Here is a 19,236-nt window from a genome sequence, read left to right as displayed (position 1 = left end):
TTGCCCCCCTGCGTCAGACGCTGCATGAATAAACCCGGCTTTTTCTATCACTTTACTCTGCTCCTTATCGCTTGTCTGGCAACCTCCCGGTCATCAAAGTCGTGCTTTACACCCATGATGTCCTGGTAAGTTTCATGTCCTTTTCCCGCTATCAATACTACATCTTTGGAGCTTGCCATTTCAATAGATTTTTGTATCGCCGTTCTCCGGTCCGTGATCATTTCGTAGCTGTCCGGGGCCATTCCCGCCTTAGCTATGCCCGGTTCGATATCCCGAAGGATGGCATCTGGGTCCTCGCTGCGGGGATTGTCGGAGGTGACGATCATATAATCGCTGTATTTGGCGGCGATCCCCCCCATCACCGGCCTCTTGGTACGGTCGCGGTCGCCTCCGCAGCCGAAGACGCTGATGATCCTGCCTTCGGCGAATTGGCTGACCGTAGCCAGCGCGTTCTCCAGACCGTCCGGCGTGTGCGCGTAGTCGACCAGCACCAGAAAATCCTGGCCTTCGTCGACCACTTCCATCCGTCCGTCGACGCTCCGCACTACTTCCAGGCTGCGTTTCACGCTTTCCACCGGAATACCTTCCGCTAGACAGGCCGCCGCCGCCGCCAGCGCGTTATAAACGTTAAACTTGCCGATCAGCTTCGTGCGGACGGTCGTATTTCCCGCAAAAGTAAGCAGAGTGAACTGGGTTCCTTTTGAGGTGAGATAGATCTCCGCCGCTTTCACATCCGCGTCACGCTCGATGCCGTAAGTAATCACCTGGGCCGATGTGGCCTGCGCATAGTCTTCCGAAACAGGGTCGTCGGCGTTCAGCACCGCATACTTCTGCAGCGCGGGATGGCCGCCGAACGTGTTGCCCAGACGGGAGAACAGCAGCCCTTTGGCTGCTTTGTAGGCTTCCATCGAACCGTGGAAATCAAGGTGGTCCTGAGTCAGGTTCGTAAAAACGGCCGTCCGGAAGCTGACACCCTTCACTCTGCCCAAAGAAAGCGCATGGCTGGAGACTTCCATGATGCAGATCTGGGTTCCTACGTCCCTCATTTGGCGAAAAGTCCTCTGCAGGTCGGGCGCTTCCTGCGTCGTTCTTTCCATAGGGATCGCCGTATGTCCGATTTTGGCTTGGATGGTGCCCATTAATCCGGTTTTAAACCCTTGGTCGCCGAGTATTTTCTCTATCAAATAAGACGTTGTCGTTTTGCCGTTCGTGCCGGTAATCCCGATCACTTTCATTTCCGCGCTGGGACTTCCGTAAAAATGATTGGCGATCAATGCCATTGCATAGCGTGAATCCTTCACCACCAGCTTGGGAAGGTCCACATCCACATCGTGTTCCACAACTAAAGCGGATGCCCCGAGCTTTGCGGCCGCTTCGGCAAATTCATGGCCGTCGACGGTGAGGCCCGGCACGCAGATGAACAGCGACCCGGGCGTGACCTTCCTGCTGTCCGTTTGTATCCCGTTAAATGAAGTTTCCCCGTGGCCGATAATATAGCTTATCGTCAATAAAGAGGCCAGTTCCTTAAGCTGCATGCTGCATTTCCTCCCAGATCAAACCGATTTCTGTAGTCCGGATTATGATTCATTATCGACAGGATACCGAAGAGTAAAACGTGGCGGAACGCGTTTCTTTGGCTTTCAGACCGGCAAGGACAAGAGTGGCTTACGGCGTCCCTTTGTCCTGCTTCTGATCGGCAGGATCGTCGGCCAGATAGACGCGTATCGTCGAGCCTTGGTTCAACCGCGTTCCAGGCTTGGGGACCTGGTTCACGACCACGGTGCCGGATCCTGATTTTTCCAAAAGAAAGTCGGAATTCAAATCCTCGTATATATCTTCCACTCTGGCGCCGAGCAGGTTGGGCACCTCCACCTGCTTCACGTCTCCATAAATATATTTCTTCTCCAGCTGATTCTTGCTTGGCTCCACTTTCATATACTGCAGAGCGTCTGCCAAAATATTTTTAACCATCGGCGCGGCGATCAAACCTCCGAACTGAATCCCTTTGGGATCATCCACGGCGCCGTATACGATCACCTTCGGATTGTCCGCCGGCGCGAACCCGATGAAGGAAACGATGTGTTCGTCAGGAGAATAACGTCCGTTGATTACCTTCTGGGCGGTACCCGTTTTCCCTCCGACCCGGTAGCCGTCCAGAAAAGCGTTTTTACCTGTACCTTTCGCCACTACGCTTTCCAAAGTTTCCCTCACCTGTTTGGAGGTGGCTTCCGAGATCACATTGCGCACCACTTCCGGCTTCACCGTTTCCACAAGCCCGCCTGTGTCCGGATCGTAGAAAGCTTTGGCGACGTGCGGCTTATACAGCTTGCCGCCGTTGATGGCCGCGGACACGGCCGAGATTTGCTGTATCGGAGTCACCGACACGCCTTGGCCGAAAGAAGTGGTGGCGAGCTCGACAGGACCGACGCGGGAAGGCTTGAACATAATCCCGTTCTCTTCCCCTCCCAGGTCGATTCCCGTCTTCTTGCCAAAACCGAAGCGGCCGATGTAATCGAACAGCTTCTCTTTGCCGAGCCTCCGGCCCATTTCGACAAATCCCGGGTTGCAGGAGTTTTCCACCACATTAAGGAACGTCTCGCTTCCGTGGCCGCCCCGTTTCCAGCAGCGGAGCCTGGCTCCGCCGACTTCAATTGAACCCGGATCGTAAAAGCTCTCATTTTGCAAATCCACCTTTTTTTCTTCCAGGGCGGCGGCGAGCGTAATAATTTTAAAAGTGGAGCCCGGCTCATAAGTCATCCAGATCGGCAGGTTGCGGTTATACGTCTCGACAGGGTATTCCTTGTAATTTCCCGGCTCGTAATTCGGCCTGCTGCCCATTGCCAGGATTTCTCCATTATTCGGATCCATCATAATCGCGATGACATCCTTGGCTTGGTATTGCAGCATCGTTTGGTCGAGCTCCCGTTCGAGGATGGACTGCAGGTGGTTGTCGATCGTCAGCTGCAGATTCAAGCCGTCTTTGGGCTTCTCATACTGGTCCGTTGAGTTCGGCATTTTCCTGCCGCCCGCGTCGGCCAAATAAGAAATGTTGCCCTTGAGGCCGGTCAACTGCTTGTCATATTTCGCTTCCACCCCGGTCAACCCGTTGTTATAGGCTCCCGTGAAGCCCAGGATGTGGGAAGCCAAAGAGCCGAACGGGTAGAATCTTTTATTATCCTCGGCAACGACAATTCCCGGAAGATTCAGAGCGCGAATTTGCTGCGCCTTCTCCTGGGTGATTTTACGGCCGCCCGGTTTGATGTCCACGAGACTCTGTTTCTTTGTAATCGTGTTGTACACGGACTCCGGCGTCATCTGCAAAATTCCGCCGATCGTCCGGGACGTCGTCTCGGGATCCTTGATCTGGGCCGGAACCGCCATGACCGATGGCGAACTGACATTGTAGGTCAGCTTCACTCCGTTGCGATCGAGAATTTCTCCCCTGCGGGACGCGAAAGGGACCTCCCTGCGCCAGGAATCCTCCGCCCGCTGTGCGAGTTCGGATCCCATCCACAGCTGTACATAGCCCAGCCTGACCATTAACGCTACAAACAGAACCGTCCCGATCATTAACGAGATGTACAGCCTGCGCCGAACCGTAACGCCGGAAATTTTCATAACCGACTGTTCCTCCCCTCGAATCCCGATAAGTCAAGCCTGTTCATATCAAGACTATTCGGGACAACCGGGGGATAGAACAAGCCGTCCGATTTATCTGCTCACTTCGGCGGCTATCGCCCAGCCTGCTTGGCGTCGGCCGACGCCGGTTTCCTGGCTGCGGATTCCGCGCTTTTCTTTGCAGGCTGATTATCCTTCTTGGCCGAAGGATCGTCCTTTTTGGGCGGGGCGCCTTTGTCCGCCGGGCTGGCCGGTGTGCCGGCGCCAGAATCCGGCGTAGCAGCCTGCGCACTGGCGGAAGGAGCAAGCTGCAGGTTCAATATGGCATTGTCCCCTTCTCCGGCCAAGCTTTGGGAAGAGACATAGCCCTCCCCTGCGGGCTGGCATTTGACGCCAAGGAACGTACACAGCTCCAAAGCTTCACGCAGCGATTTGCCCGTCATATCGGGCACTTGGCGTGATGCGCCCTGCTGCGTCACTATATACATTCGCTGCCCTGCCGTCATTTCTGTACCTGCCGCAGGAAATTGGCTGATGACCTGGTTGCCATTGCCTACCACTTCAAGCGCCAATCCGGCTTTGGCGGCGGCGTTCCTCGCACCTTCGCCGTTCATTCCCGACAAATCCGGCACCTTGACTGCCGCTTCCTTCTCCTTCGTCGCAGTTTGCTGGTCGCTCGCCGCCACTCCCATATATCGCAAGCTTTGCGACATGATTTCTTTAAAAGCGGGCGCGGTGACGTCGCTGCCGCGGTGGAAATCTCCGCCGAGGTCCGGCTGATCCGCAATGACTGCAACCACTATGCGCGGATCTTCCGCTGGAGCGTATCCGATGAAGGAAACCACCCAGGTGAGATCCGAATATTTTCCACTCACGACAACATTGGCTGTACCCGTCTTCCCGGCTACCCGGTAGCCGTCGACGGCCATCTTTTTCCCTGTTCCGTCGGGATCGGTTACGACCTGCTCGAGGTAGCCCGTGACGGTCTTGGCGGTCTTCTCCGATACGACCTGGCGGACGACTTCAGGTTGGTGCTGCAGCACCACTTCATTCGTATTAGGGTCGGTAATTTGCTTGATGACATACGGCTTCATCAGCTTGCCGCCGTTTGCCATGGCCGCGTAAGCCGCTACCTGCTGCATCGCCGTCGCCGTCAAGCCCTGTCCGTAGGTGGCTGTCGCAAACTCCGAAGGATATTTCATATTGATGGAGCCGGGCACTTCTCCCGGCAGATCGATACCTGTCTTTTGTCCGAAACCAAACTTGTCGATCCAGCCTTTCAGCTTGTCCTGTCCCAGCATCTCGTATCCAAGCTTTACGAAAGCCACGTTGGAGGACCGGACCAGACCTTTCAGGTAATTGATGCTTCCCCAGCCGACATAGTAGTCATGGAGCGTTCTACCCGGAACCTGGATCGTACCCGAGGGGTAGTAAGCGTTCGGATTGAACAACCCTTCCTCCACTGTAGCTGCCAAGGTCACCAGCTTGAATGTCGATCCCGGTTCATATTGGGATGAAATCGCCTGATTGACCTCCGAGCCTTTCTCCGCCTGCCAATACTTGTTAGGGTTAAAATCCGGACGGCTCGACATACCCAAAACTTCCATTGTTTTCGGATCCACCGCTATAGCCGTCACACTCTTCGGATGGTACTTCTGGTACACTTTATCCAGTGCGCTGTCTATGTAAAATTGGATATTCTTGTCGATCGTCAATTGGACATTGCTTCCGTCTTTGGCCGGTTGGGAAAACTTCGTGCCGTTCGGAAGCTCGACTCCCTTTCTGTCGCTCTCGTAGGTAAGCGAGCCCTTCTTGCCTTCCAGGTACTTGTTAAGATAGGCCTCCAGCCCGGTGACGACCTGACCCTCCTTGTTCAAATATCCGAGCAGCTGCGAGGCCAGATTTTCTCCCGGATAGTACCGCTTTTGGTCCCTTTTCAAATAAATGCCGACATCATCCGCATCTTTCAATTTAGCCTTCTGTTTAATATATTCTTTCAAATTGTCTATCTTTTCTTTCATCTGCGCGTCGACCTTCCAGCCTTCGTTGCGGATGTCCACACTTACGCTGTAAGCTTCTTCCGGCTTTGCGTTCGGCTTCGGCGTATAGTCGGTGCGCTTCTTGGTCGCCAAGGCTTCGATCTTCTTCTGCAGGTCCCCCCCTATGGCAGGGTCCTCCGAATCTTTCAGCAGACCCGACAAACCTTTCACTACCTCGTCCAGAGTATTATTTTTGAAAATCTTTTGCGGATTAAGAGAAACGTTATAAGCGGGAGCATCTTCAGCCAAAGACCTCCCGTTTCGGTCCAAAATGGACCCCCTCTGGGGCTGCAGAACCCGGTCCGTTTCCCACATCTGCTTCGCTTCCTGCAGACGCTCGGCTCCGTGGACGACTTGAATCCAATAAACACGGCTCATCAAACCGACAAAAAGGAGGGTAAATAACCCTCCGAGCAGCAGCGAGCGAATTTTCACCAATCTAGTCATACATTCTACCTCATTTACGGATGGATTGCCACCAGGCTCTTATTCTTACACAATGGCTTTCTTCGCGGGAAGTAGGGGGTCATCTTTAAAAATTAGCGGGGACATAGCCGCGCTTGGCCGCTTCCGCCTTGAGCCGCTTGGGACTTTGCTGCTGTTCGAGCTCATGCTTGGAGGCGCTTATTTTGGAATCAATTTCCATGATTTTATCATTCGTCGCTTTCATTTGGGAGTGCATTTGATAGATCAGGGCATAACGGTAAATGATCACGCTGGCAATAATACCGCACACAACGGCTCCAAGCACAAGGAAAATCTTTTCTCCCATAGTAATTTGCGATTGGCGGTATACCTTTTTTGTGGTAATGACTTCCTTGACCCGAACCTGTTCTTTGGCTCTTTGTTCCACAGCCAGATTTCCGTGCATATAAGCAGGCATTTCTTATTCCCCTTTCCCTATTTACAGCTTTTCCGCTATTCTCAATTTTGCCGAACGAGCCCTGTTATTGGCTTCCAACTCATCTTCTCTCGCTACAATCGGCTTCCGGTTTACCAACTTCAGAACTCCTTCATTGCTGCACACGCACATCGGGAAATCGGGAGGGCATGTACATTTGCCCACATAGCCTGCGAAGGTCTTCTTGCAGATGCGGTCCTCCAAAGAGTGGAACGTGATGACCGCGAGCCTGCCTCCCGGCGCCAAACAGCGTACCGACTGCTCCAATGCGTCTTCAAAAGCTCTGAGTTCGTCGTTCACTGCAATGCGGAAAGCCTGAAAGCTTCTTTTGGCCGGGTGTGGACCGGTTCTGCGGGCAGCCGCCGGGATGCCGGCTTTGATCAATTCCACCAGCTGGCCTGTCGTTTCGATCGGACCTTGGCTTCGGGCCTGGATAATCTGCGATGCGATCCTTCTGGCGAATTTTTCTTCCCCGTATTCGAATAAAATCCTGGTGATCTCTTCTTCCGGCCATTCGTTGACGATCACCTTGGCGGTAAGCTCCGCCGAACGGTCCATTCTCATATCCAGCTCCGCATCCTGGTGATAGCTGAATCCTCGTTCAGCTTCATCAAGCTGCGGTGAGGACACGCCCAGATCGAACAAAATGCCTTCGACCTGCGGGACTCCGTCTATTGTGGGAATGGACAGCGCGGACAGCTCCTTCTCCAGGTGGCGGAAATTGCTTTTGACGAGTTTTACACGGTCCATATAAGGGGAAAGCTTCTCGGAAGCGCTCCTTAACGCGGAGTCGTCCTGGTCGAAGGCGATCAGCATGCCATTGCCGCTTAGCCGGGAGGCGATCAATGAACTGTGTCCCGCTCCCCCCAAGGTGCAATCCACGTAAATCCCGTCTGGCTTGATGTTCAAGGCGTCAACAGATTGTTCAAGCAAAACCGTAATATGATGAAACACGAAGTGAGGTCCTCCAATAGGCGGCGAAATTTAATGCGATTAAAAATTAAAGTCCACAAGTTTCTCCGCAATTTCGTTAAAAGATTGCTCTGATTCCTGGAAATAGCTTTCCCAAATTTGCTTGCTCCAAATCTCTACCCGGTTGGAAACGCCAATGACAACGCAGTCTTTATCCAGCTTCGCATGGTCTACCAGAGTGCCCGGGATATTGGCCCGCCCCTGCTTGTCCAGCTCGCACTCGGTAGCCCCGGAGAAGAAAAACCGGCTGAATGCACGAGCGTCCGATTTCATAAGCGGCAGTGCCTTGAGCTTGCTTTCCAGAGCCGACCATTCACTCATTGGATACACAAACAAGCATTGATCGAGCCCACGGGTGATGACGAATGTGGTTCCAAGCGCTTCACGGAATTTGACGGGTATGATCATACGGCCTTTTTCGTCGATGCTGTGTTGATACTCTCCCATGAACATCGGCCGTACCCCCTCCCTTTTCCCCCACTTTTCCCCACTTTAAACCACTTTATTTTCATATTCTCTATAATAACAAAAAATCCTGCTAAATTTAACAGGATTAAATGTAAATTATTTTATAATGTATTTTACAGCGTTAACTGTGTTAGGTTTGGGCAGTCGTGAGCCTTCATTTACAATGCCGCTAATGCTCATTCCTGTTTCCTTGTTCAAGCTACTCCCCATACCGCTAAACTAATCCTTCTTGGAATCCTGTTTCCTATACAGCAAAAACCCCTGAAGGCCAGGCTGAGGAGTCGCTCATCCCGGGATTCAGGGGTTACTTTTATATGCAGTTCTACCGAATCAATGCTCGGTCCAACTGTCCAGGTAAGCTTTCTGATCGCTCGTTAGGGAATCCATGGAGATGCCGAGAGATTCCAGCTTAATACGGGCCACCTGCTCATCCAGTTCATACGGCACGTTGACCACCTTGCTGCCGATGCTTTGATGCTGCTCATTCACATATTTTAAAGACATCGCTTGAAGAGCGAACGTCATATCCATAATTTCCGCCGGATGTCCGTCACCCGCTGCAAGGTTCACCAAACGGCCTTCTGCCAGAACATAGATCTTGCGTCCGTCTTTGAGCAGGTACTCTTCGATATTGCGGCGGACAGTACGCTTGGAGGAGGAAAGCGCTTCAAGCTCAGGCTTGTTCACCTCCACGTCAAAATGTCCCGCATTGGACAAAATCGCTCCGTCCTTCATCACCTCATAGTGTTCCCCGCGGATGACATCGCGGTTTCCGGTCACCGTAACGAAAAAGTCGCCTGCTTTGGCCGCCTCTTTCATGGACATGACCGCAAAGCCGTCCATATAAGCTTCAACCGCCCGAATCGCATCGATTTCCGTGACCACAACATTGGCGCCGAGCCCTTTGGCCCTCATGGCCACACCTTTGCCGCACCAGCCGTATCCGGCGACTACCACGGTTTTGCCTGCCACGACCAAGTTCGTAGTGCGGTTGATGCCGTCCCATACCGATTGGCCTGTACCGTAGCGGTTGTCGAACAAGTATTTACAATAGGCGTCGTTAACCGCTACCATCGGGAATTTCAGATTCCCTTCTTTTTCCAGCGACTTCAAGCGCAGAATGCCTGTCGTCGTTTCTTCCGCGCCCCCGCGGATGCCTGCCAGCAGGTCCGTTCTCTCGGAGTGGAGGATCGTGACCAGATCCCCTCCGTCGTCGATAATCAGATCCGGTTTCGTTTCCAACGTTTTAATAAGCAAACCCTTATATTCCTTAGGATCCGGATTATACTTGGCGAATACGCGCACGCCATCTTCCACCAATGCCGCGCACACATCATCCTGGGTGGAAAGAGGATTGCTTCCCGTGATCGTCACCTCGGCGCCGCCGGCTTTGACGACTTTCGCCAAGTATGCCGTTTTTGCCTCCAGATGCAGGGAAATCGCCACTTTTAATCCTTTAAAAGGCTGCTCTTGCTCGAACTGTTCGCGTACCCTGTTCAGCACCGGCATGTGAGCTTGTACCCAGTCGATCTTCAGATGGCCTTCCGGGGCCAGGCCGATATCGGCGATAATGCTTTGCTTCTGCAAAGTGGTCATGGTCTTCTTCCTCCTTCGATTAAAAATGATACAGTTTATGCAATCCATCCAGGGAAAGCGGTTCCTTCACTAAATCATCCAGCCATTTCCGCCCGTATCGGTTTAAATACGCGTATGCGTTGTACACTCTCTCTTGAGGCCTGCCAAACGGAAGCAATGAAACACGGACTCGCTCCAGCTGACTTAAAGCCGCGTCGAACCGGCCTTGATACACATCGGCAGCACGCGTCTCAAGGTATTCCATTTCCCTGATAATCCGTGTGAAATTGGTCTGCCCCAGCTTCTCAAGCGCCGGATTGATTCCTGCAACCGTCTCCAGCAGCGGCTGGTACAGCCTTTGGAACTCGGCCTTAGCCTCCGCGAAACGCTCTTCGAGATGAAGCTCATCCTGCTCTTTCAGCCACTCCGCTTTCTTCTCCTCGAACCGGTGGATGACATCTTCGATGTCAAGGCCATATTTCTCCATATACTTTTGGACCGTTCTATCCATCAAGGTGTATTCGGTTCTCGGCACGATAATCGGCATCAGGAACCCCACTTGTTCAAAAGCTTCGCCGGTTAACGCCCAATAGGCGATTTCGCCGGGCCCCAATACGGTCGCTAGCACGGGAAATAAAAATTCCTGCATGAGCGGCCTGGTCATCACGTTGTTGCTAAGCCTTTCTGGAGCGCTTACAGCCCAATCTAACAGCCTGCTGCGGCTATATTTCCTTTCACCGCGTCTGTCCGTATAATCATTCCCGTCATGGTAAAGCAAAATCCGTTCCTTTTCATCATAAACAAAAAGATTGGCGTTATTCTCCTGCAGCTCCACCTGAAGCGGGTACCCCGCCTGCCGTACTTCAGCCATCCTGGCCAAAACAGATTGATTAACGCCTTCGCTGTCCTCGATCAAAGCCTTGAACATCGGCGCCTCCACTTTTCGCAGATCAGGGTGGTCCGAATCCATCAGGACTAGTCCGTATGATCCGAACAGGTCGCTTAGAAGTCTGGCGAAGCTTCCGACCAAAGTATTCGTTTGTTCCGCGTGTTCTCTCAATCTTCGCATCAAGTCCTGCTTAAACTCGCTGTCCGCCAGTGCGTTGTCCAATTGGCTGACAGCATCTTTAAAGACTTCTCCAGGCAGGATGGTTGAAGACACTGAGGTCTTCAGGCCTGTAGGATGATCGATCTTTAATCTGAGAACCTTGTTCTCGCCCGTCATATAGTGAATATGGTTCACTTCTTCGAAGTCGTGGTCCTCGCCGGCAATCCAGAAAACCGGCACTACAGGCCTGTTCAATGTTGCAGAGGCGGAGCGCGCCAGCTGAATCAGAGTAGCCGCTTTATACAGAACGAGTAAAGGGCCGCCGAACAGTCCCGCCTGCTGTCCGCCCACAACCGCGAGTGTTTCCTGGCTGCGCAGCCGGTGAATCGCTTCTATCGCTTGGGGAGCGTTCTGGATCTCTTCATTAAAATGAAGCAGGGCCTCTGCCAGACGTGCGCGGTCGGCCCTCATCCCCTGATGGTGGTCAAGCCACCGGGCGCGCTCTTCCCATGCTTGCGGATCCCGCGGGTTATAATCGAAGAACGGTTCAACCCGTTCGAAATGGTGCAAATAATCCTCTGTCAAAGGCTGATTTGATTTCCAATGGATGGCTTCTATGATAACCAGCCCCTTCCTCCATCTATGTATAATTTACAAGTATGATTGTACACTTACATTTAGTTATCGTCAAAGCGGAAAAATGACCCCATGAACGATCATCTTCATCCGCGCTGCGTCCGGGCCAACACATTTTCAATCAAATTGGAAAGCGTATGGACAAAAGAGTCCTCATGGTCAATAAGCACCGCGGAGAGATATTTGTTTTGTTCAAATAAAACACTGCAATACTCTCGACTATTCCAAACTCTGCTCAGCTCAGCTAACCTGTTCTCATCTCAACTGGTTAAATAATACTTGATTACCACATTATTATCAATATGGAATGGGAAAAACCGCCTCCAAGGAGGCGGTTTCCTAGTAAAGGTGGCAGGCGACCCAGTGGTTCGGTTCGATTTCCTTGAATTCAGGCATCGCAACCGCGCATTCCGCCATTGCTTTGGGACAGCGAGTGCGGAAGGGGCATCCGCTGGGAGGGTTGAGAGGGCTCGGAACCTCGCCTTCCAGCACGATCCGCTCTCTTCTTCTTTCCACTTCAGGATCGGGGATCGGAATGGCGGAGAGCAGAGCTTGCGTGTAGGGATGAAGCGGCTTGGCATACAAATCCTCCGAGCCGGTCACCTCGACCAGCTTGCCCAAATACATAACGCCGATCCTGTCGGAAATATGCTTCACCATAGCCAGGTCATGCGCGATGAACAAGTAAGTCAAGCCATGCTCCTTCTGCAGCTTCTTGAACAAGTTCACAACCTGGGCTTGTACCGAAACGTCCAGCGCGGAAATCGGTTCATCCGCGATAATTAGCTGCGGCTCGATCGCCAGAGCCCTGGCAATGCCGATCCGCTGTCTTTGGCCGCCGGAGAACTCATGAGGGAACCGTCCCGCATGTTCTTCATTCAAGCCTACGGCGCCAAGCAGCTCGGACACACGCTGTTTTCTCTTCGCACCAGTATATAAACCGTGGATATCGATCCCTTCGGCGATGATATTCCCGACAGTCATTCTCGGGTTCAAAGAAGCGTAAGGGTCCTGAAACACCATCTGCATGCTGCGGTTGAATGCCTTCAGCTTCCTGCCTTTCAGCTCATGGACATTCTCGCCGTTAAAAATCACTTTGCCGTCCGTTGCGCTGTAGAGGTTGATAATCGTGCGGCCAGCGGTGGATTTGCCGCAGCCGGACTCGCCTACCAATCCGAACGTTTCACCGCGTTTGATATGGAAATTGACTCCGTCAACCGCCTTGAGAACCTTGCCTCCGCTCAGTTGAAAATGCTTTTTCAAATTACGGACTTCAAGAATATTATCGGACATTCGTTATCACCTCAATATCTGCCGGCCGCACTACCTTGGGCGCATCTGGATGCAGCAGCCAGCAGGCGGCGGTATGTGTTTGAGTAACCTTCATATGCTCGGGATCCAGCTCAAGACAAACTTCCATAGCGTAGGGACATCTGGCTGCAAAAGCGCACCCTTTAGGCGGAGCGAACAAATCCGGAGGCGTTCCCGGAATAGGCACCAGGTCCCTCTTTGCTTTATTATCCAAACGGGGCATCGAGCGCAGCAATCCCCACGTATAAGGATGCTTGGGAGCGTAGAAAATCTCATCCACCGTTCCCTGCTCGACGACTTTGCCCGCATACATGACAATGACGCGCTGCGCCATTTCCGCAACGACGCCCAAATCGTGGGTAATAAGGATGGTCGAAGATTCAGTCTCCCGGGACAGCTTCTTCATCAATTCGATAATTTGGGCTTGTATCGTCACATCCAGTGCGGTGGTCGGCTCGTCCGCAATGAGCAGCTTCGGGTTGCATGCGAGCGCTATGGCGATAACCACACGCTGCCTCATCCCGCCGGAAAATTCGTGCGGATACTGCTTCATCCGGCCTTGCGGATTGTTGATTCCGACAAGCTTCAGAATTTCTATCGCCCTTGCGTTAGCCTGGGCCTTGCTTACTTTCTGGTGCTTCAGAATTCCTTCCGTTATCTGGTCGCCGATTACCATTGTAGGATTCAATGATGTCATAGGATCCTGAAAGATCATGCCGATCTCCGAACCGCGGATTTTTTCCATTTGGCGGTCCGAGAGCTTGACGATGTCCATTTTGCCGTCGAATCGGATAGATCCGCTTTTAATCACGCTGGGCGGAGAAGGGATGAGCCGCATGATCGTTTGGGCCGTCACGGACTTGCCGCAGCCGGATTCCCCTACGATGGCGAGCACCTCTCCTTTTTGCAGATGAAAATTGACTCCCCGCACGGCCTGGACTTCCCCCGCATAAGTGTTGAAAGAAACTTTCAGGTCTTTTACTTCAAGTATAGTTTTGCTCACAGGATTCCCCCCTCACTTACGCATTTTTGGATCGAGAGCGTCGCGCAGGCCGTCTCCCAATAAGTTAAAGCACAATAATATGAATGAGAACACCAATGTCGGGAACAGGATGCGGTGAGGATACAAGCGCATATATGTCACCCCGTCGTTTAGCAGATACCCCAGCGATGCCATAGGTACGCGGATGCCCAAACCGATAAAGCTGAGGAAGGCTTCAACGAAAATCGCGCTCGGGATAACAAAAGTCAGCTGCACAATAATGATGCCCAGCGCGTTAGGAATCAAATGCCTTGTAATGATCCGGCTTGGAGAAGCTCCCAAAGTACGGGCGGCCAGGACGAACTCCTGCTCTTTGAGGGTAAGGACCTGTCCGCGAACCAAGCGTGCCATCGGCACCCAACCCGTTATCGCATAAGCGATAATAATCGTCGAGACGCCCGGCTCAAGCACCATGATCATAAGAATGGTAATCAGCAGGAACGGAATGGAGTAGACCACTTCGATAATCCGCTGCATAACGTCATCGACACGGCCGCCGTAATATGCGGAGACCCCGCCGTAAATCACACCGAAGACCAGATCGAGCAGCGCTGCCGTAACCCCGATAAACAGGGAAATTCTTGTCCCCATCCATACGCGGACCCATAAATCCCGGCCAAAATCGTCCGTCCCGAATAAATGCTGCCCGCTCGGCTTTTGATTTTTGATATCCAGCATTTGCTGGTCGTAAGTATACTGAGAAAACATAGGTGCGAATATCGAAAGAACGATAAGGGCGATCAATATGATTAAGCCGGCCATCGCCAGTCTGTTTTTCTTCAGTCGGCGCCATGCGTCCTGCCAATAATTCATCGAGGGCCGGACGATGCTTTCTTTCCCCAATTTTTCTCGGGCGACAGGTTGAAATTGGCTTTTAGTCACAGGCTGCATTCTATTTTCCACCCTTCCCTAGACGAATACGGGGATCAACAAGTCCATAAATAACATCGGTAATAAAGAGTACAGCCATCAAAATGACGGAATAAAAAATAGTCAACCCGCAAATCATCGTATAATCGTTGGAAACTATGGCATTTACGAACTGGGTCCCGAGTCCCGGAACGGAAAAAATCCTTTCAATGACAAGAGTGCCCGTGATGATGTTGACAAAAATAGGACCGGAAATCGTCACTATCGGCAGGATGGCGTTTCTGATCGTGTGCCTGGAAATAATGCTGGACTGCGATAATCCTTTGGATTTGGCCGTTTTCATGTAATCCTGGTTCAACACATCGATCATGGAAGTGCGCATCAAACGCGCCATAATCGCAAGAGTACCGAATGAAAGAGCGATAGATGGCAAGATTTTGTAGGTCGGGCCATTCCACAAAGCCGGCGGAAGCAGTCCCCATTTGTTGCCTACGTAGTAAGATAAAAGAGGCCCAAGCACAAAGGAAGGGATGGATATGCCCAAAACCGCGGTAAACATTGCCATATAGTCTAAAGCTTTGTTGTGGTTGAGCGCGGCCACTATACCTAGAAATAAACCGACAACTACCGCGATGGCAAAAGCTATCAAGCCCAGCTCCAGGGAAGCGGGAAAAGCCTTTCTGATCACTTCGCTCACACTTCGCGCCGGATATTGGAAGGATACCCCGAAATCGCCGTGCATGATTTTGTTCAGATAAAGGAAGTACTGCTCCGACAGCGGCTTATCCAATCCGTACTGGGCCAGCAGCATTTTTCTGTTCTCCGCGGGTATTTTCTCGGACCCTTCTCCGAACGGGTCACCAGGAAGGTTCTTCATCAGGATAAAAGTAAAGGTAATAATCACCCACAGCGTAATGAGCATGTATATGAGACGCCTGCTTGCATATTTTAACATGACCGCTCTCCTCTCTTCGGCACATTCCAAAAATCACCCCGCAAAGTGACGTGAAGCTTCGAAGCGTATTCCTGTTACTTTGCGGGGAGCCCTATTAAAGAAAAGGGCCGTTCTTCAGGTGCAAGAACGGCCCCTTCGTAGACAGCATACTATTTGTAACAGCAGACACAGTAATTTACTTCACGCCGGCCCATCTCAATTCCCATTCCAAACCGAAGGAAGGAAGGAACAAGCCTTCAATGTTTGTTTTCTTCACATACATCCTGGTGCGGTGGTATAAAGGAAAGATCGGCATTTCCTGCATGAGCAGCTTCTCTGCCTCGACAAATTTTTGACCGCGCTTTGCGGGATCTTTTTCTATGTCTGCCGCTTTGATCAAGTCGTCGTACTGCTTGTTGGACCATTCCACCTCGTTGAATTCGCCGCCGGAAACCCACATATCCATGAATGTCATCGGATCGTTGTAATCTGCGCCCCACAGGGAAACTACAGCGTCGTAATCATGGTTTTTGGATCTGTCCAAACGCAATTTGTGCGGTACAGGCTCGGCAACGGCTTCCACTCCCAGATTCGTTTTCCATTGGGAAACGAGAAATTCAAGGGATTTTTTGGCGGTTTCGGTATCATCGGCCATTAATTTGAATTTAGGAAGTGCGGTCATGTTCAATTCTTTCATGCCCTCTGCAAGAAGCTGCTTCGCCTTGTCCTTGTCAAACTTAGGCTGAACGTCGCCTGCCTCTTTAGTGTACTCTTTGTTGTTTCCATCCAGAATACCGGTTGGCAGGTATCCGCGGGACGGTACGGAGCCGTTAGCGAGTACGGAGTCTACGAACGCTTTACGGTCAATGGCCATTGCCAATGCCTGGCGGATTTTCGTATTGGCGAAAGCTGGCTGCTTCTTTTCCTGGAACATGATGTAAGAGGTTGTCAGCTCCGGCTTGGGAGTCAGTTCAGGCTTCCCTTCATACAGCTTAACCTGGTCCCCTTTTATTTCAGTAAGGTCCGCCTGGTTCGTTTCAAACAGGTTGAGGCCCGAGTTGGTGTCTTTGACGATGTTTACTGTAATCTTGGCCAGCTTCACGTTAGCCGCATCCCAATATTTGTCGTTCTTTACAAATGTCAAAGTTTGGTCATGAGTCCAGCTTTCCAATTTGTACGGGCCTGCGCCGATGATTTTGTCAGCGTCCGATCCGTACTTCTCGCCTTGAGCTTTGACCATGTCCTCTTTTTGAGGGAAGAAGATCGGAAAGGCCAGCAAGGAGGTAAAGAAGCCCACAGGCTTGCTCAATTTGATTTCAAGAGTTTTGTCATCCAGAGCTTTTACCCCGACAGCGTCTTTCTTCGCCTGCACTTCTTCCGGCTTCGCTTTGTTCAGCTCCGCGCCGCCTTGAATCCAGGCCAGCATGAAGCTGTATTGGGCCTTCGTAGCAGGGTCTAAGGTACGCTTGAATGCTGAAACGAAATCGTTCGCTTTCAAAGGAGTTCCATCCGCCCACACCAGATTGTCGCGCAATGTAATCTTATAAGTCAATCCGTCTGTGGAAACCTCAGGCGCCGCTTTGGCCAAACCCGGCTGCACTTTGCCATCCTTGTCGATGCGGTACAAGCCTTCGTTCAACGCGTTCAGCATAGTAAAGGCCGCGTTGGCGGTCGATTTGGAGCTGTCTAGCGCGGGGGGCTCGGCGGCAAGATTGATTTTAATCTCCTGCTTCGCATTGGAAGCGTTTCCGCCTTCCGCTCCAGGCTTGGGGCTGTCCCCCGTCTTGCTGCCGGAGCAGCCGGCTGCCATTGAACCTGCCAAAGTAAGCGCAAGCGCCGACGATACCCATTTTGATGCTTTCATCCCTTGACCTCCCTTTTTTATAAAAACAAACATAAATAGTCAGGTGCTTTGTATATACTGATTCCGCACCTATCTTAACGGCATACTAATTTACCTCATCATCCAGGACTCTTTCACAGTCAAAAATTAAAATTATGTAAATTGTAACCGTTATCAGATAATCATTATACAACCATCGGTCAATAAAATCTACTATGTTTTTCTGGAAAATTTGTCAGATTTGAAGATTCGCTTAGCTCGAAATATTACATGTTAATTTACATAACGCAAACAACCGGTATGTGTGTATAATAACAGAAATATTTGCATTGAACAATGGCTAAGTTATAAAATTTTCAACTAGAATGTAAGATATTATAACATATTAAAAAGAGCCCGTAGTCAGGCTCCTCCTTTTTTCTTTTGCCCGCACCAGTGTCGAAACGGACACAAAAAAGGTCGTTCAGGCAGCTGCATACGATTTCTTTCGCTCCATTGCGTGCTTCCATGCATTTTCTCATCCGCCCTGTCTGAATGGCTAACTGTTCGCGATAGTCTGTCCTATCCCTACGGCAACTAATATCACATAAATGACGGATAAAAGCAGGAAACCGACGCGAAACTGGAACTTGGCTATTTTGACAATCTGCACCCTTCCCTTAATCCGGGTTTGATAGCCTCCGAGCAGTCCTATGCTGATAAGGGAGATGAGAAGCAGGATCCAGAATCCGAAATTGGTGTGAAACACTTTGTTGAACGTATAAGAAACAGAACCGACGAGAAAAAGAGTCGTTGCATCCATTGCGAGCCGGATCGATTTCTGCTTGTCCCTAGTCCACACATAACCCGTGATTAAGACCGCCAGGAAAACGGCAAAAGGAAACAAAGCCAGCACCTGATATATTTGTATGAACCAATGAATAACCATTTTCACCGCTTCCCCTGCCGGCCATTGAGTTGCTCTATGCCCCGAACCAACCGGTGTACCGTATCGTGAGCCCGAGCATGAATACCATGGCTGCGGCCTATCCTGATTATACTGCCATTAATCCAATCTACCTCGGTTTGGCGGCCGTGTAGAACATCCTGCAGCATAGAAGAATGGTTCTGTGCCGTCTTGGCGCAGACCTCCGCTATCTGTTCCCATAAGCCACCGGACAGCGGGACTCCTTCAGCCTCCGCCACTTGGGCCGCCTCTTCATATAACGAACGCATCAGCCGGGTTAAATGGTTGGATTGCAGCAGCTCCCCGTTGCGAACCCGCAGAATTGCGGTAACGGGATTGATTACGGAATTCATCACTAGTTTATTCCATACAATCTGGTTCATAACATTCGATAAACTTGCAGAAAATCCTGCCTCAACTAACAGGGATTCCAGCTTTTTTTCACTCGGCTCTCCGGCACCCGTCCGGGCCTGTCCGACGGCAGCTTCCGGCCATCGGCCGAACCAGGTCATGCCATTCCCGGTGTGCTCTATCCGGCAGCCCGCTGTCCTGCGCGCCCCTTCCGTTGTCACCGCCGCATAAATGACAGTCCCGGGCAGCTTCTTCGGCAGTTTTTCCATATGTCCGATCCCATTCTGGAAGCAGACGACGGCTGTAAGCGGTCCGGCCCTTAATTTGAGCAGCTTGAGGAGGTCTTCATTAATGGAGGTTTGCTTCACCATAAGAAGGATCCAATCCGGATAGCCCTGCTGCCTGACTTGTTCAATCAGTTCTTGCTGCGAACAGGCGCCGGGGACCTTGTAAGTTTCTTCGCCTTCCGCCTCAACTATTGTAAGACCGCCTCGCCTCAGCTCTTCCGCCTGGTCCCGGGTACGGGTCACCAACCGGAGATCCGGAATGCAGCGCAGCAGCTTTCCCGCATACAAAAGTCCCAACGAGCCCGCTCCGATTACTTCAATTCTCATAGTCCGAGCCCTCCGTTCCGGTTTTGTTCATAATACATGATACATGAAAAAAGACTCCCGGCCTATCT

At 51.6% G+C, this 19,236-nt stretch carries 15 protein-coding genes; all 15 read right to left on the bottom strand.

Annotated features, from left to right (window positions below; translation table 11 throughout):
• Positions 1 to 47: 47 nt before the first annotated feature.
• The 15 genes from ACZ5N7_RS02720 to ACZ5N7_RS02650 all read right to left on the bottom strand — a co-directional run bounded on the left by ACZ5N7_RS02720 (position 48) and on the right by ACZ5N7_RS02650 (position 19,168).
• On the bottom strand, positions 48 to 1,535 hold the full coding sequence (locus tag ACZ5N7_RS02720; protein ID WP_464657184.1) for a UDP-N-acetylmuramoyl-L-alanyl-D-glutamate--2,6-diaminopimelate ligase: 1,488 nt from the start codon (positions 1,533 to 1,535) through the stop codon (positions 48 to 50).
• 130 nt (positions 1,536 to 1,665) lie between these two features.
• Positions 1,666 to 3,618, bottom strand: a complete 1,953-nt coding sequence (locus ACZ5N7_RS02715; RefSeq protein ID WP_464657182.1) for a stage V sporulation protein D — start codon at positions 3,616 to 3,618, stop codon at positions 1,666 to 1,668.
• A 113-nt stretch (positions 3,619 to 3,731) separates the two neighbouring features.
• Positions 3,732 to 6,104: a penicillin-binding transpeptidase domain-containing protein gene (locus ACZ5N7_RS02710; protein WP_464657180.1), complete on the bottom strand. Its 2,373-nt coding sequence runs from the start codon at positions 6,102 to 6,104 to the stop codon at positions 3,732 to 3,734.
• Between the two features lie 85 nt (positions 6,105 to 6,189).
• Positions 6,190 to 6,540, bottom strand: a complete 351-nt coding sequence (locus ACZ5N7_RS02705; RefSeq protein WP_464657178.1) for a cell division protein FtsL — start codon at positions 6,538 to 6,540, stop codon at positions 6,190 to 6,192.
• Between the two features lie 21 nt (positions 6,541 to 6,561).
• Entirely contained in the window at positions 6,562 to 7,512 is a 951-nt protein-coding gene (gene rsmH / locus ACZ5N7_RS02700) for a 16S rRNA (cytosine(1402)-N(4))-methyltransferase RsmH (RefSeq protein ID WP_464657176.1), read from the bottom strand.
• Positions 7,513 to 7,551: 39 nt separating this feature from the next.
• On the bottom strand, positions 7,552 to 7,983 hold the full coding sequence (gene mraZ / locus ACZ5N7_RS02695) for a division/cell wall cluster transcriptional repressor MraZ (protein WP_464657174.1): 432 nt from the start codon (positions 7,981 to 7,983) through the stop codon (positions 7,552 to 7,554).
• A 345-nt stretch (positions 7,984 to 8,328) separates the two neighbouring features.
• Entirely contained in the window at positions 8,329 to 9,594 is a 1,266-nt protein-coding gene (locus ACZ5N7_RS02690; RefSeq protein ID WP_464657172.1) for an adenosylhomocysteinase, read from the bottom strand.
• 19 nt (positions 9,595 to 9,613) lie between these two features.
• A complete protein-coding gene (gene bshC, locus ACZ5N7_RS02685) occupies positions 9,614 to 11,230 on the bottom strand; it encodes a bacillithiol biosynthesis cysteine-adding enzyme BshC (protein WP_464659114.1) in 1,617 nt (538 codons plus the stop codon).
• A 366-nt stretch (positions 11,231 to 11,596) separates the two neighbouring features.
• Positions 11,597 to 12,550, bottom strand: a complete 954-nt coding sequence (locus tag ACZ5N7_RS02680) for an ABC transporter ATP-binding protein (protein ID WP_464657170.1) — start codon at positions 12,548 to 12,550, stop codon at positions 11,597 to 11,599.
• Positions 12,540 to 13,571: an ABC transporter ATP-binding protein gene (locus ACZ5N7_RS02675; protein ID WP_464657168.1), complete on the bottom strand. Its 1,032-nt coding sequence runs from the start codon at positions 13,569 to 13,571 to the stop codon at positions 12,540 to 12,542. The genes ACZ5N7_RS02680 and ACZ5N7_RS02675 overlap by 11 nt, the downstream gene beginning before the upstream one ends.
• Positions 13,572 to 13,583: 12 nt before the next feature.
• On the bottom strand, positions 13,584 to 14,501 hold the full coding sequence (locus ACZ5N7_RS02670) for an ABC transporter permease (protein WP_464657166.1): 918 nt from the start codon (positions 14,499 to 14,501) through the stop codon (positions 13,584 to 13,586).
• A 1-nt stretch (position 14,502) separates the two neighbouring features.
• Positions 14,503 to 15,435 (bottom strand): ABC transporter permease, encoded by a 933-nt coding sequence (locus tag ACZ5N7_RS02665; protein WP_464657164.1) that lies wholly within the window; start codon positions 15,433 to 15,435, stop codon positions 14,503 to 14,505.
• 175 nt (positions 15,436 to 15,610) lie between these two features.
• The gene (locus ACZ5N7_RS02660; protein WP_464657162.1) at positions 15,611 to 17,278 is read right to left on the bottom strand and encodes a peptide ABC transporter substrate-binding protein; all 1,668 of its coding nucleotides are present in this window, start codon (positions 17,276 to 17,278) and stop codon (positions 15,611 to 15,613) included.
• A gap of 517 nt (positions 17,279 to 17,795) precedes the next feature.
• Positions 17,796 to 18,185, bottom strand: a complete 390-nt coding sequence (locus tag ACZ5N7_RS02655; protein ID WP_464657161.1) for a DUF3397 domain-containing protein — start codon at positions 18,183 to 18,185, stop codon at positions 17,796 to 17,798.
• Positions 18,186 to 18,187: 2 nt separating this feature from the next.
• Positions 18,188 to 19,168 carry a ketopantoate reductase family protein gene (locus ACZ5N7_RS02650; RefSeq protein ID WP_464657159.1) on the bottom strand — a complete coding sequence of 327 codons (981 nt, stop codon included), beginning with the start codon at positions 19,166 to 19,168 and terminating at the stop codon, positions 18,188 to 18,190.
• Between the last annotated feature and the right edge of the window lie 68 nt (positions 19,169 to 19,236).

Source organism: Paenibacillus sp. JCM 18996, assembly GCF_055392555.1.
The sequence above is the reverse complement of the archived record's forward strand: the minus strand, read 5'-3'. Positions and strand labels throughout refer to the sequence as shown.

Excerpts from the sequence above, each read along its gene's own strand:
- ACZ5N7_RS02690 (WP_464657172.1), bottom strand. The coding sequence starts at position 9,594 with ATGACCACTTTGCAGAAGCAAAGCATTATCGCCGATATCGGCCTGGCC.
- ACZ5N7_RS02705 (WP_464657178.1), bottom strand. The coding sequence starts at position 6,540 with ATGCCTGCTTATATGCACGGAAATCTGGCTGTGGAACAAAGAGCCAAA.
- ACZ5N7_RS02660 (WP_464657162.1), bottom strand. The coding sequence starts at position 17,278 with ATGAAAGCATCAAAATGGGTATCGTCGGCGCTTGCGCTTACTTTGGCA.
- ACZ5N7_RS02655 (WP_464657161.1), bottom strand. The coding sequence starts at position 18,185 with ATGGTTATTCATTGGTTCATACAAATATATCAGGTGCTGGCTTTGTTT.
- ACZ5N7_RS02670 (WP_464657166.1), bottom strand. The coding sequence starts at position 14,501 with ATGCAGCCTGTGACTAAAAGCCAATTTCAACCTGTCGCCCGAGAAAAA.
- ACZ5N7_RS02710 (WP_464657180.1), bottom strand. The coding sequence starts at position 6,104 with ATGACTAGATTGGTGAAAATTCGCTCGCTGCTGCTCGGAGGGTTATTT.
- mraZ (WP_464657174.1), bottom strand. The coding sequence starts at position 7,983 with ATGTTCATGGGAGAGTATCAACACAGCATCGACGAAAAAGGCCGTATG.
- ACZ5N7_RS02720 (WP_464657184.1), bottom strand. The coding sequence starts at position 1,535 with ATGCAGCTTAAGGAACTGGCCTCTTTATTGACGATAAGCTATATTATC.
- ACZ5N7_RS02650 (WP_464657159.1), bottom strand. The coding sequence starts at position 19,168 with ATGAGAATTGAAGTAATCGGAGCGGGCTCGTTGGGACTTTTGTATGCG.
- ACZ5N7_RS02680 (WP_464657170.1), bottom strand. The coding sequence starts at position 12,550 with ATGTCCGATAATATTCTTGAAGTCCGTAATTTGAAAAAGCATTTTCAA.
- ACZ5N7_RS02665 (WP_464657164.1), bottom strand. The coding sequence starts at position 15,435 with ATGTTAAAATATGCAAGCAGGCGTCTCATATACATGCTCATTACGCTG.
- ACZ5N7_RS02715 (WP_464657182.1), bottom strand. The coding sequence starts at position 3,618 with ATGAAAATTTCCGGCGTTACGGTTCGGCGCAGGCTGTACATCTCGTTA.